This window comes from Corallococcus interemptor (assembly GCF_003668875.1).
GTDB lineage: Bacteria > Myxococcota > Myxococcia > Myxococcales > Myxococcaceae > Corallococcus > Corallococcus interemptor.
The window spans coordinates 1-12,896 of sequence record NZ_RAWM01000020.1 but is presented as its reverse complement, the minus strand read 5'-3'; the positions used below and the strand labels follow the sequence as shown (position 1 = coordinate 12,896).

The 12,896-nt window shown below is 72.4% G+C and carries 13 protein-coding genes; 8 read left to right on the top strand and 5 right to left on the bottom strand.

Features of this window, described 5'->3' with window-relative positions:
• Position 1 precedes the first annotated feature (1 nt).
• On the bottom strand, positions 2-931 hold the full coding sequence (locus D7X96_RS10265; RefSeq protein WP_120547777.1) for a LysR family transcriptional regulator: 930 nt from the start codon (positions 929-931) through the stop codon (positions 2-4).
• A gap of 81 nt (positions 932-1,012) precedes the next feature.
• Between D7X96_RS10265 and D7X96_RS10260 the strand changes: the two genes are divergently transcribed.
• The 7 genes from D7X96_RS10260 (at position 1,013) to D7X96_RS10230 (ending at position 7,275) form a co-directional block, all read left to right on the top strand.
• Positions 1,013-1,633: a luciferase domain-containing protein gene (locus tag D7X96_RS10260; RefSeq protein WP_233609737.1), complete on the top strand. Its 621-nt coding sequence runs from the start codon at positions 1,013-1,015 to the stop codon at positions 1,631-1,633.
• A gap of 29 nt (positions 1,634-1,662) precedes the next feature.
• Positions 1,663-2,538, top strand: a complete 876-nt coding sequence (locus tag D7X96_RS10255; RefSeq protein WP_120547789.1) for an NAD-dependent epimerase/dehydratase family protein — start codon at positions 1,663-1,665, stop codon at positions 2,536-2,538.
• A 141-nt stretch (positions 2,539-2,679) separates the two neighbouring features.
• Positions 2,680-3,870: a hydroxymethylglutaryl-CoA synthase gene (locus tag D7X96_RS10250; RefSeq protein ID WP_233609738.1), complete on the top strand. Its 1,191-nt coding sequence runs from the start codon at positions 2,680-2,682 to the stop codon at positions 3,868-3,870.
• 35 nt (positions 3,871-3,905) lie between these two features.
• The gene (locus tag D7X96_RS10245) at positions 3,906-4,535 is read left to right on the top strand and encodes a YceI family protein (RefSeq protein WP_121769617.1); all 630 of its coding nucleotides are present in this window, start codon (positions 3,906-3,908) and stop codon (positions 4,533-4,535) included.
• A 51-nt stretch (positions 4,536-4,586) separates the two neighbouring features.
• Positions 4,587-5,480, top strand: coding sequence for a hypothetical protein (locus tag D7X96_RS10240; protein WP_147468274.1), 894 nt, complete (start codon positions 4,587-4,589; stop codon positions 5,478-5,480).
• 42 nt (positions 5,481-5,522) lie between these two features.
• Positions 5,523-6,356: a hypothetical protein gene (locus D7X96_RS10235; protein WP_120547780.1), complete on the top strand. Its 834-nt coding sequence runs from the start codon at positions 5,523-5,525 to the stop codon at positions 6,354-6,356.
• A gap of 13 nt (positions 6,357-6,369) precedes the next feature.
• On the top strand, positions 6,370-7,275 hold the full coding sequence (locus D7X96_RS10230) for a DMT family transporter (protein WP_158626569.1): 906 nt from the start codon (positions 6,370-6,372) through the stop codon (positions 7,273-7,275).
• A gap of 11 nt (positions 7,276-7,286) precedes the next feature.
• Here D7X96_RS10230 and D7X96_RS10225 read toward each other — a convergent pair whose 3' ends face one another.
• Positions 7,287-7,772: an Mpo1-like protein gene (locus tag D7X96_RS10225; protein WP_121769615.1), complete on the bottom strand. Its 486-nt coding sequence runs from the start codon at positions 7,770-7,772 to the stop codon at positions 7,287-7,289.
• A gap of 90 nt (positions 7,773-7,862) precedes the next feature.
• Here D7X96_RS10225 and D7X96_RS10220 point away from each other — a divergent pair, with 90 nt between their 5' ends.
• Positions 7,863-8,735, top strand: coding sequence for an NAD-dependent epimerase/dehydratase family protein (locus D7X96_RS10220; RefSeq protein WP_121725266.1), 873 nt, complete (start codon positions 7,863-7,865; stop codon positions 8,733-8,735).
• Positions 8,736-8,767: 32 nt separating this feature from the next.
• On the opposite strand, the gene D7X96_RS10215 is transcribed toward D7X96_RS10220, so the two are convergent.
• The 3 genes from D7X96_RS10215 to D7X96_RS40405 all read right to left on the bottom strand — a co-directional run.
• The gene (locus D7X96_RS10215) at positions 8,768-9,376 is read right to left on the bottom strand and encodes a hypothetical protein (RefSeq protein WP_121725267.1); all 609 of its coding nucleotides are present in this window, start codon (positions 9,374-9,376) and stop codon (positions 8,768-8,770) included.
• A gap of 12 nt (positions 9,377-9,388) precedes the next feature.
• On the bottom strand, positions 9,389-12,766 hold the full coding sequence (locus tag D7X96_RS10210; RefSeq protein ID WP_121769614.1) for an annexin: 3,378 nt from the start codon (positions 12,764-12,766) through the stop codon (positions 9,389-9,391).
• Positions 12,678-12,896 (bottom strand): hypothetical protein (locus D7X96_RS40405; RefSeq protein ID WP_121769613.1); only part of this gene is annotated, 219 nt, incomplete at its 5' end. The genes D7X96_RS10210 and D7X96_RS40405, both read right to left, overlap by 89 nt.

Here is a 12,896-nt window from a genome sequence, read left to right as displayed (position 1 = left end):
GTCAGGCGCCGCGCTTCGCCTGGGCGCCCAGGTTCCACCCGGGCTCGTCCGCGAAGCGCCGCGCCAGGAAGTCCATCCACGCGCCCACCTTCGGCGTCACGGTGCGCCCCTGCGCGTGCACGGCCCAGATGGACAGCTCCGGGAGCGTGTGGTCGTCCAGCACCTCCACGAGCTGTCCGTCCCGCAGCTCCTCCCATACGGCGAAGAGGGGGAACTGCGCGATGCCCGCGTGGCCCAGCACCGCCGTCTTCAGGGCCAGGCTGCTGTTGGCCTTCAGCGTGCCGGTGGTCTCCACCAGGGACTCCACGTCCCCCGGGCCGCGCAGGCGCCACGCGGCGCCGGAGGCCAGGTACGTGTACTGGAGGCAGCGGTGCTGGCGCAGGTCCTCCGGCCGGTGCGGCGTGCCGTGCCGGTGGAGGTACGCGGGCGTCGCGCAGATGACCCGGCGGCTGGAGGCCAGCTTCCGCGCGAGCAGCGACGAGTCCGGCAGCTGCGCGATGCGGATGCACGCGTCGAAGCCCTGCTCCACCAGGTCCACCACCCGGTCATCCAGCTGGATGTCCAACTCGATCTCCGGGTAGCGCTCCAGGAACTCCGGCATGGCCGGCAGCACCCGTAGAAGCCCGAAGGACATGGGGATGCTCACGCGCAGGGGCCCGCGCGGCTTGCGGCGCAAGAGCAGCACCTCCGCCTTCGCCGCCTCCAGCTCCTGCGTCATCCGCTGACACCGCGCCGCCAGCGCCCGGCCCTCCGCCGTGGGCGACAGCTTGCGCGTGGTGCGCTGCAACAGCCGCACGCCCAGCGCCTCCTCCAGCGCCATCACCTGCTTGCTGACGGTCGCCTTGGACAGCCCCAGCGAGCGGGCCGCCACCGTGAAGCTGCCGGTGCGCACCACCTCCGCGAACGTGAAATAGGGCGCCACCTGCTCCATGGGGATTGGTCACCTCCAGGAAACAATCCTTTTCCAATCGGCGCGTAGTGTCCAGACGTCAACGGGCTCTATAGGAAAGCCATGGATTCCCCACGCCCGGTGCTCCCGGGGCTCGCGGTGCTGCTGGCCGCGCTGTCCTGCACCTCGCCAGCCAGTGACGTGCCGCGCGCGGCGCCGGAGGTCCGTGAGTCCCGCGTGCTGGCGTCCACGGCGCCGGAGCCGTCCTTCCGGCTGCCCGCGCGCAAGGGGCCTCGCCCGGAGACGACGGACGCGCCGCCGGGAACGCCGCTGGCGCACCGGCAGCTGAGCCAGCTGGCGCCCCCGGAGCTGCAGGAGCGCCTGTTCACGCGCGCCGCCGCGCTGCCGGACGTGCGGGTGGCGCCCAGCGGCATCTCCGTCCCCGGGGCGCGCGCCTTCTGGCTGCGGCCCGAGTCGGCCCGGGGGCCTCGCGCGGCGTTCCAGGTGGGGACGGAGTTCGCGCACATCCACCCGGCGGAGGACGGCAGCCTGCACCTGACGTTCCCGCCGGAGACGGCGCGGCGGGTGTTCCAGCAGGGCTGGGGCATGCCGCATCCGCGCTCCGGGACGCCCATGCTCTTTGGTCCGCGCGACGAGGCCGAGCTCGAGGTCGTGTGGCAGCTGCTGCTGCGCTCCTACGCCTGGGCCCATGAGGGCCAGGACGCGGGCGTGACGGTCGAATGACGCAACCTGAACGTGAGAAGAGGCACACCATGAAGATCCTTGTGACGGGCGCGACGGGCTACATCGGCGGGGCGGTCGTGGACGCGCTCAAGCAGGCGGGCCACCAGGTCCTGGGGCTGGCGCGCTCCGAAGACGCGCGCAACAAGCTCGCCGCCCGCGGCATCACGGCGGTGGCGGGCGACATGGCGGACGCCAAGGGGCTGGCCGCGCTGGTGAAGGACATGGACGCGGTCGTCTGGACGGCCACGGCCAACAGCGAGGCCGTGGACGCGCCCGCCGTCGCGGCGGTGCTGGACGCGCTCCAGGGCACGAACAAGGCGTTCATCTACACGAGCGGCGTCTGGGTGCACGGCGACACGCAGGGCGCCGTCGTCACGGAGGATTCGCCCCTGGCCGCGGCGGCGCTGGTGGCGTGGCGTCCGGCGGTGGAGCAGCGCGCGCTGAACACGCCGGGCGTGCGCGGCGTCGTCATCCGCCCGGGCATCGTCTACGGACGCGCCGTGGGCATCCCCTCCATGCTCACCGCCTCCGCGAAGCAGGACGGCGCGGCCCGCTTCGTGGGCACCGGGGAGAACCACTGGCCGGTGGTGTTCGTGGAGGACCTGGCGGACCTCTACGTGCGCGCCGTGGAGAAGGCCCCCGCGGGGACCGTCCTCGTCGCAGTGCAGGGCCCGGCCGTGAAGCTCAAGGACATCGCCCAGGCGGCCAGCGAGGGCGCGGGCGCGGGCGGCAAGACGGTGGCCTGGCCCCTGGAGGAGGCGCGCAAGCAGTTCGGCGCGTTCGCGGACGCGCTGGCGCTGGATCAGCGCTTCTCCGCCCAGAAGGCCCAGTCGCTGCTGGGCTGGACGCCCAAGGGCCCCGGCATCATCGACGAGCTGCGCAGCGGCTCGTACGCGCGAGGCTGACGTCAAGCGAAGGGGCCCGGCTCGCGCCGGGCCGCAATCCCAGACACCTCCGCCCACGCCCCCGGACACCGCGCATCCCGCGGTGCACGGGAGACGTGCGCGCGAAAAGAAGACATCTCGCAGCAAGTCGAGGGGGACATCATGCAGGCAGGACTGGAAGCAATCGGGGTCGCCGTACCGGACACCTACGTGGAGCTCGCGGACCTGGCCATGGCGCGCGGCGTGGCGCCCGGCAAGTACGTGGAGGGCCTGGGGGTGACGCGCATGGGCGTGCCCCTGGTGAACGAGGACACCGTGACGCTGGCGGCCCGCGCGGCGCGCATGGCGCTGGAGTCCGCGGGCTGCTCGCCGGAGGACGTGGGCCTGCTGGTGGTGGGCACGGAGACGGCGGTGGACCACTCCAAGCCGGTGGCCTCCTACGTCCAGGGCCTCCTGGGGCTGCCCACGCGCTGCCGCATCTTCGAGACGAAGCACGCCTGCTACGGCGGCACCGCGGCGCTCCAGATGGCGCTCGACTGGGTGCGCTCCGGCAGCGCGAAGGGCCGCAAGGCGCTCATCGTGTGCTCGGACATCGCCCGCTACGGCGTGGGCACGCCGGGCGAGCCCACGCAGGGCGCCGGCGCGGTGGCCATGCTGGTCTCGGACACGCCCGCGCTGCTGGCCCTGGAGGCGGGCAAGACGGGCGTCTACTCCAAGGACGTGATGGATTTCTGGCGTCCGCTGTACTCGAAGGACGCCCTGGTGGACGGGCACTACTCCGTGCAGTGCTACCTGGACGCGCTGGAGGGCGCGTACCGGGCCTACCAGGAGGCCGCCGCGGAGCCCGCGGGCGAGGGCGCGTACAGCGACCGCTTCGCCGCGCTCGTCTACCACGTGCCCTACGGGAAGATGTCCCGCAAGGCGCACCGGCACCTGCGCACGCTGGACGGGGACACCGCGCCGGACGCGAGCTTCGACCGGCTGGTGGGCAACAGCCTGGTGCTGCCGTCGCAGGTGGGCAACATCTACACGGGCTCCATGTACCTGGCGCTGGCGAGCCTCCTGTCCACGGCGTCCCAGGACCTCACCGGCCAGCGCGTGGGCCTGTTCTCCTACGGCAGCGGGTCCTGCGCGGAGTTCTTCAGCGGCGTGGTGCAGGCCGGCGCGCAGGAGCGCGTGAAGGCGCTGGGGCTGGAGGCCCGCCTCACCCGCCGCCGCGCGCTGTCCATCCCCGAATACGAAGACGTGATGCGGGCGCGCGAGCACCTGGACGAGCGGCCCGCCGCGGACGCCGCCGGCACCGGCTTCCGTTACCAGGGCACGCGCGACCACAAGCGCATCTACGCCACCTGAAGCGCCATTCCCCTTTCCTGTTGGAGACACGCCCCATGACGCCGTTCCTCAAGTCCCTGGCCCTCGTGGCCACCCTCGCCGTGCCCTCGCTGGCCGGCGCCACCGCGTACGACATCCACCCGACGAACTCGTCCGCCCTCTTCTCCGTGAAGCACATGATGGTGTCCAACGTGCGCGGCTCCTTCTCCAAGGTGACCGGCACGGTGCAGCTGGACGAGAAGGACCTGACGAAGTCGTCGGTGGAGGCCGTCATCGACGCCACCACCGTCACCACCAACGACGCCTCGCGCGACGAGCACCTGCGAGGGCCGGACTTCTTCGACGTCACGAAGTTCCCCACGCTCACGTTCAAGTCCACGAAGGTGGAGAAGTCCGGTGACGGCCTGAAGCTGACGGGCGACCTCACCATCCGCGGCGTGAAGAAGCCGGTGGTGTTGCAGCTGGACGGGTTCGACGTGGAGTCGAAGGACCCGTACGGCAACGTGAAGCGGGGCGGCACGGCCACCACGAAGATCGCCCGCAAGGACTTCGGCCTGAAGTGGAACGCCGCGCTGGAGACGGGCGGCGTGGCGGTGGGCGAGGAGGTCTCCATCACGCTGGAGATCGAGCTCGTGAAGAAGCAGCCGGCGCAGCCGGTGAAGTCGGCCGCGGGCAACACGCCCTAGCCACGTCTGGCACCGGCCTGCGGCGGTGCCGCCTTCCCAGGGAGTGGCGTCATGGCGCGGACCACCGGACATCCCCCGGCCAGCCGGCTTGTGGGGCTCGACAATCGAAGGCGGCAGTGCGCCGCCTGTGGTGGACGGGTGCCGGCGGACTACCGGGCCCGCCGCAACGTGGTGACGCTCAACGGCGTCGTCGCGCTCAAGGTGCAGGTCCGGGTGTGTCACCGCGAGGGGTGTCCGCTGCGCCAGAAGGCCATCCGCGCGGAGGAGGAGGGGCTGTGGGTCCTGCCGGAGCACGAGTTCGGCCTGGACGTCATCGCCCTCATCGGGGCGCTGCGCCACCAGGAGAAGCGCAGCGTGCCCGCCATCCACGCCGCCCTGCGTGCCCGGGACGTGCCCATCTCCGCGCGCAGCGTCTCCAACCTGCTGGAGCGCTATGACGCCCTGCTGTCCCCCCGGTCCCTGGACCCCGCGCGGCTCCAGGCGGTGACGCGCAGGCTGGGCCGCGTGGTGCTGGCCCTGAGCGGCCTGGTCCCGGAGGCGGGCGACGCCGTGCTCTGGGTGGCGCGAGACTGCCTGTCCTCCGAGGTCCTGGCGGCCTGGAGCCTGCCGGAGCCCCGGGCCGGGGCGCTGGTGGAGCACCTCCAGACGCTGGTGCGCGCGCTGGACGTGCCCGTCGTGGGCGTCGTCTCCGACGGGCAGGCCCCCATCGTCCGGGCGGTGGCCGAGGCGCTGCCGGACGTGCCGCACCAGCTGCGTCCGTCCCATGGCCGGTTCGATGCCGCCTGTCCTCCCGCCACCCCCGAGCCCCTGGAGGCGTCCTCCAACGCGCCCACGGCGCTGGAGCGCGGCGTGTGCGCTCCGCTGGGCATGGCCTTCACCCTGGGCCGGGACCTGCTGCCCGAGCTGCTCGAGTTCGGCGCCACCTGGGCGGCCCCGGGCCCGTGACCTTCCTCCTTCCTTCTTCCTGCTTCCCTTGCGTCCTTCGCCATGAACCCACTCATCCGCTGTCTCTGCGCCGCCGCGCTGCTCCTCGCCGCCCCGGAGGTCCTGGCCGCGGACCCCGCGCCGCGTCCTCCGAATGCCCTGCTCTATGAGACGTATGCCTACTCCGGGACGCTCAACGGGCAGCCCACGACGGTGTTCGCGCCCGCGCTCTCCGGGTCCCTGTCGCTGTCGGAGCGCGTGAGCCTCAACGCCGCATGGCTGTTCGCCTACGCGCCGTCACGGGCCGGAGGCCCCACCGCGTTCCAGGCGGGCAACCCGTCCGTGGGCCTGGGCGGCGTGCTGTACGACGACGGCGCGCTGAAGGTCCGCACGGGCGGCAACCTGGTGCTGCCCTTCACGCTGATCACCGACCCGGACGACTTCGGCTCGGCGCTGCTGCGGCGCGCGGCCACGCTGCGCGGCAACAGCGGCTTCAGCCTGGTGGCCCCGGGGCTCCTGGGCCTGACGCCCTGGGCGGACGCGGCGCTGCGCCAGGGACGGTGGCGCTTCGCCCTGGACGGGCGCATCCCCATGTCCGCCCAGCTGTCGGAGAAGCGCGGCCAGCGGGTGGACGCGGTCTTCCAGGTCTCCGGCACGGCGGCCGTGGACCTGAGCTCGCACGTCCTCCTGGGCTCCACCTTCCAGGCCATCTACGTGTCGACGGCGGCGGAGGGCGCGGACCCCACCTTCCTGGCGCTCATCCCCCACGTCCGGGTGTACGGCACGGCGGGCTTCGTGGAGGGGCGGCTGGTGATGAACCTGGATGCGCCGTTGGGCTTCGCCTTCTCCGACAACGGCCTCTGGGCGGCGGCGCTGGCGCTGGGCACCACCTTCTGACGGACGCCCGCCCATGACAACCCAGACGCTCGTTGGAAGCCGGCTGCGCCAGCTGGGGGACGCGCCGCTGCTCTTGTTGATCGCCACCGGCGTGCTGCTGGGCAGCATGCTCCCCATGTCCCGGGTGGCCCGCGCGGAGGGCTGGTCGCCGCTGGCGTTCGCGTTCTGGCCCGCGCTGGGCAGCGGCCTGGCGCTGGCGTTCGCGGGGGCGCGAGGCGCCTCCCAGGCGCCGGAGGCCGGGCCCGTGCTGCGCTACAGCCTCATCGCTGGCGTGCTGAGCGTCGCCGTGCCCAACAGCGTCACCTTCATCGTCATGCAGAGCGTGGGCACCAGCGTGACGTCGCTGGTGTACACGCTGCCGCCGCTGTTCACGTATGCCTTCGCCTGGGGCCTGGGCATTGAACGGTACCGGCCCCTGCGGCTCGCGGGCATCGTGGTGGGGCTGGCGGGCGCGGCCCTGCTGGTGCTGGGGCGGGGCATGGCGGGGGGCTCCGGCTCCGCCTGGTGGCTGGCCCTGGCGCTCTGCACGCCCATCAGCATCGCGGCGGGCAACGTGTACCGGAAGCTGCGCATGCCGAAGGGCGCGCCCGTCAGCCTCCTCGCGGGAGGCATGCTGCTGGGCGGTGCGCTCGCGCTCCTGCCGCTGCTCGTGGCGAACGGGGGGCTGACCCGTCCCGGCATGGCGGGCTGGACGGTCATCCTGGCCCAGTGCGTCTTCACCAGCCTGGGCTACCGCGTGTACTTCCACTTCCAGCGCGTCGCGGACCCGGTGTACTTCAGCCAGTTCGGCTACGTCGTCTCCGCGACGGGGGTGGTGTCCGGGCTGCTCTTCTTCAACGAGCACCTGACGCTGCCCATGCTGCTGGCCATCGGCGTCATCCTGGCGGGCATCGCCATGGTGAATGCCCGGGCCCCCTGAGGGCGGGCGCCTCAGGCGCTGGCGGCCACGCGCGAGCGCAGGTCCTGCTTGAGGCCCAGCGCGAAGAGCGCCAGGGTGAGCAGGTACACGGGTTCGATGAAGAAGAGCAGGGGGCCGCCCAGGGACAGGCCGTGGGTCTTCTTCTCGAAGAGGACGTGCGCGCCCACCACCATCGCGAAGCGGAACACCATCACGCTTACGGCAATGCCCGCGGCCGTCCCCGTGGGGAGCCGGGCCACTCCTTCCGCGGCGAACAGCGTGGGCACCAGCGGCACGGCCATGAGCAGGCCCGCGGTCCATTCCAGCGTCAGGGCGTACACGGCCACCGCGGCCACCAGCAGGTGCGCGGCGGTCAGCGGCGTGCCGGGGACGCGCACCCAGCACAGCGGCACCAGCAGGGCGAACGTGAAGAGGTAGGCCCCCATGAAGTGGGCGGTGCGGCTGACGCCGTTCTCATGCAGGGGCATCCAGGCGCGCATCTTGTCGGCGAAGCTCATGGGCCCCCACCGTACTCCAGGCGGTGTGAAACCCGGAGGGCCCTGGTGCATCCAGGGGCGCGAACCTGAAACCCAAAGAAGGGGTGGACCATGAGAATCCTGGTGACGGGCGCGACGGGCTACATCGGTGCGGCGGTCGTGGACGCGCTCAAGCGCGCGGGACACACGGTGGCGGGGCTGGCGCGGTCGGACGAGGCTCGGGGCAAGCTGGCCGCCAGGGGCGTCCAGGTGGTGCGGGGCGACCTGAAGGACCCGGCGGGGCTGGCCGCCGCGGTGAAGGACGTGGACGCGGTCATCTGGACCGCGACGTCCAATGACAAGGACGTGGACGGCCCGGCCGTGGCGGCGGTGCTGGACGCGCTCCAGGGCACGAACAAGACGTTCCTCTACACGAGCGGCGTCTGGGTGCACGGCCACACGCAGGGCGTGGCCCACGAGGACTCGCCGCTGAACTCGACGCCCATCGTCGCGTGGCGTCCCGCCGTCGAGCAGCGCGCGCTGAGCACGCCGGGCGTGCGCGGCATCGTCCTGCGTCCGGGCGTCGTCTACGGGCAGGGCACCGGCATCCCCGCGATGCTCGGCGCGTCCGTGAAGGACGGGGGCGCCGTGCGCTACGTGGGCACGGGGGAGAACCACTGGGCGGTGGTCTTCGTGGACGACCTGGCGGACCTCTACGTGCGCGCCGTGGAGAAGGCGCCCGCGGGCAGCGTCTTCATCGCCACCCAGGGCCCGGGCGTGAAGGTGAAGGACGCCGCCCAGGCCGCGAGCGAGGCCGCGGGCGTGCCCGGCAAGACGGTGGCGTGGCCCCTGGAGGAGGCCCGCAAGCAGTTCGGTCCGTTCGCGGACGCGCTGGCGTTGGATCAGCGCTTCACGTCGGAGAAGGCGCAGAAGCTGCTGGGCTGGGCGCCCAAGGGGCCGGCCTTCCTCGACGAGCTGCGCACCGGCTCCTACGCGCGCCGCTAAAGGCAGCGGCAGGGGCATGGTGTCCCCGCGGGTCAGCTCCGGGACGCCTTGAGCACCTTCGCGACGACGGCCGCGTCCGTCACGCGGTCGTACTTGAAGGGCTGCCCGGGCACCGCCTGGTAGCGGTACACGGTGAAGGGGCCCTTGTCCTCGCTGGCGTGCTCCGGCACGAGCACCGCGAAGCTCTCGCTCCCCACGCCAATCATGTCGGTGCAGCGCAGCCGCTCCAGCTTCCCGGCCGGGTCGCGCAGGTTGTAGACGTCGTCGATGCCGAAGCCGGCGGCGCCTTCCGGTTCGGGCTGCTCCGGCAGGTACTTGCGCAACAGGGCCACCACCTGGCCCAGGTAGTTCCGGGCGGCGTCCGGCGTGGCGGGCAGCTCCTGGCGCTTCGCGTCCTCACGCGCCAGCGTCACGAGCGCCGCGCCCGGCACCTTCTTGTCGGCGAGGACGGCCTCCAGCCCATCGAGCCCCGTCATGAGGGGAATGGTGTTGAAGCCCAGCGCGTGCCGGACCTGGTCCTCCACCTCCTGCAGGGTGGAGTTGTTCGCGCAGTAGGCCTTGAGGAAGGTGCGCGCCTTCTCCAGCGGGGGCGCGCTCTTGAGGTCCTCCATGCGCGCCTTGAGCTGTTCGAGGGTAGTCATCGGGAGTTCGCCTCAGGGACCAGGGAACGCGGTCAATACCACCACTTGGGGCGGCACGCCGTCGACCAGTCGCAGCTTGATGTTGTAGGTGGTCGCGTTGGCCGGAGCCGCCCTCACCGCGCCCGTCACCGGGTCCTTCACCTGGGTGAAGCCCCGGCCCACCGTCGTCCCGGGCGGCGCCGGGATGTTCAGCTCGTCGGCGTAGCCCTGCATCATCAGCTTGTCCTTGATGCTGGACCAGTTGTCCTGGACGTACTGGTTGATGGTCGCGTCCATCTGCGCATCGCTGTTCCACTGGAACGAGTTCGTCTCCACGCTGCCCCAGCCGTCGCCGGTGGTGACGCGGCTCTCGATGGTGCGCGTCCCCGGCGGCTGGCCCGCGGAGGTGTAGGGCAGCTGGGCGCCGTGCCGGTCCAGGGTGTGCGCGTTGTGGGCCGAGCCGTGGGCCACGTCGTTGGCGGCCACGTCGAGCGTGGGGCCGTTGGGGAAGGCCTCGGTCAGCTGCTGCTCGCGGACGATGGCCCGGCGCAGCATCTCCTGCTCGGCGAGCTGCGCCCGGGCCTTGGCGTACTGCTGCGTCTCCACGGGCACCTTGTTCCCGGTGGACGGATCCACCTGGGTGAAGGGGCTCGGGTCCAGGTCCCGGTTGAGCTGGGCCTGGGTCCGCGTCGTGGGGTCGTAGGTGCGCTCCGCGTACGCGCGGTGCCCTTCCGCCTGGCGGGCCTTGAATTGCGCCTTCGTCTCCGTGGGCGCCCGCACGTCGTTGATGGCGGCGTGCTCCGCGGGCGACATGGGCCCCTTCGCCGGCGGCGACACCGCGAGCTGCGTGTTCACGGAGTCGCCCACGCCCGGCCAGTCCGGCGTCGTGGTGGTGGGCGTGCCGTGCATGGCCACGGAGCCCGAGCCCGGCGCCAGCGAGTCCAGCCGCTTCGCGTGGAAGTCGATCTGGAACTCCACGTTGGCGATGTCGCGCTGGAGCGCCGCGCGCTCGGCGACGGTGGCCGCGGTGGGCTTGCCGCTCATGCTGGCGATGCTGTCGTCGATGCGCTTCTGCGCCGCCTCCAGGCCGCCCAGGATGTTCTTGAGCTTCTGCACCTCCAGCTTGGACTCGAAGCCCTGCGTGCCGTAGCCCGGCGTCTTGGTGAGGGCCTGCTGGACGCGGTCCTTGAGCTGGCGGATCTGCCCGGTGGGCCCCTCGTACTTCTGGAGCAGGCGGGCCGTCTCCTGGTGCGCGGCGATGTCCGCGGCGGAGGCGGTGGGCCCCGCCTCGATGCGCACCTGGCCGTTGTCGTAGCGCACCTTGGTGGTGCTGCCCGGCAGGTCGGGGTTGCGCAGCACGGGGATTTCACGCGGGCGGAGCAGCTCCCCGCCCTTGGCCAGGCCGCCGCTCACCACGCCGCCCGTCACCGCGCCCACGGTGCCGTCCGTCACCGCGCGGGTGCCCACGCGGCCCAGGCCCGTGAGCGCGCCGTCCTTCCACGTCTCGCTCTGGGTGGCCGCGTCCACGGCGCCACCGGCCGCGCCGCCGAAGGCGCCTTCCTTCACGCCCTGCTTGATGGCGGTGCGCACGGTGCCCTCGGTGGTCTCGCGCAAGGCCGTGCGGGCCGCGGCCTCCGTGGCCGTGGTGGCCGCGGCGCGCGTGCCGCCCGTGACGGCGGTGGCGCCCTTGCCAATGGGAATCACGGCCGTGCCGCCCTCCACCGCGCCGATGAGCGCCTGGCGGCTCAGGTCCTGCGCTCCGGCGGCGTCACCCTGGATGGCGGCGTACGTCACCGCGCGCGTGGTGGCGCCCACCGTCGCGTAACCGGCGATGGCCAGCGGCGTGGCCGCGCCGCCCGTGGCGACGACGGCGACGGTGGTCGCGGCGACGACGGCCACGGTGGCCGTGGTCTCCGCCAGCGAGTCCTTGGAGGCCTGGAGCGCCTTCAGGTCGTCCGTGGCGTAGCCCGTCAGCGTGTTCGCGCGCTGGGTGTCCCCCGTGGCGATGGCCTGGTCCGCGCGGCCCAGGTTGCGGTTGAGGATGTCGTTGTCGGACTCGCCCTTGGTGAGGTGCTGGATGCCGTCCAGCAGGTTCACGCCGAAGCCGGACTCGTTCTGCTGGACCTCGCGCAGCCGGCGCACGCGCTCCCGCGCGGCGTTGGGGGCGTTGGGGTCGATGGCGCCCAGGTCGTAGTCCTGCTTGAGCAGCTCCAGCTCGTCGCGGCCGTCCAGCTCGCCGTCCAGCTCCGCGCGCAGGTCCTTGCCGTACTTGTCCTGGTACGCGGCGGCGATGTCGTCCAGCTGCGCCTTGGACTTGCCGCCCAGCTCGGCGCGGATGGCGTCCTCGTCCGTGCCCATGCCGTCCATGGCCAGGAACAGCCGCTCCGCGGAGGCCTCCGCCTGCCCCGCCGCGTCGTTGGCGGCGGGCGGGTTGAGCATGCGCAGCGTGACGTCGCGGTCGCCGCCGCTCCAGCCCCGCACCTGGGTGTCCAGCGACTGGCCCGTCTGGCGCTGGTACTCGGCCTTGATGGCGTTGACCTCGTCCGGCTGCTTGCCCTGGAGGATGTCGCGCACGCCGCTCTCGTCCGCGCCGAAGAAGCCGCCCATGGCCTCGCGCAGCCGGGCCGCGTCCGCCTGGGCGGAGTTGCCCTGCATCAGGCCGATGGCGCGGTCGTACTCCTCGGTGGACAGCTCGTCCTTGAGCTTCGCCTTGAGCCCCTCGTCCTGGGCGAGCACGGCGCGCTGCTCGGGCGTGGCCTTCTCCAGGCGCTCGAAGATGCGGCCCTCGTCGGTGCCCCAGCCGGCCATGTCCTCTTCCAGGCCGGCCTTGAGCGCGCGCGTCTCCAGCGCGTTGGCCTCCGCGGGCGTGGACGCCCGACCCGCGCCGAGCATGCTCCGCGCGCGGTCCAGCTGCGCGCCGTCCATCTCGCGGCCCAGGCGGGCGAGCAGCACGTCCTCGGGCTTCTGGCCCGCCGGCACGCCGCCGTTCATGTCCGCGTACTGCTGCGCGATGGCGTGGCGCTCCGCGGGGGAGCGCTTCTCCAAAATCTTCAGCATGTCCTCGTTGGAGCCGAAGACGCTGTCCATCTCGGACTGGAGGTTGACCGCGTCGCTCTTCGCGCCGTTGCCCTGGAGCAGGCCTTCCGCGCGCTGCAGGTCGGAGCCGCCCAGCTCGTCGCGGATCTTGGCGTCCAGGTTCTTGCCGTAGTGGTCCTGGTAGCTCTGGCGGATCATCGCGATCTGCGCGGGCGTCTTGCCCTCGAGCGTCCGGAAGAGCTTGTCCTCGTCGGTGCCCCACCCGGTCATGCCGCCGTCCATGGCCTCACGCAGGGCGCTGGCGTCCTTGTCCGCCTGGGCCTGGGTGTACTCCGGCGCGGCCGGGGCGGGAGCCGGGGCCGCGCCGGAGTACACCCAGGCCCAGGCGGGCGAGCAGCACGTCCTCGGGCTTCTGGCCCGCCGGCACGCCGCCGTTCATGTCCGCGTACTGCTGCGCGATGGCGTGGCGCTCCGCGGGGGAGCGCTTCTCCAAAATCTTCAGCAT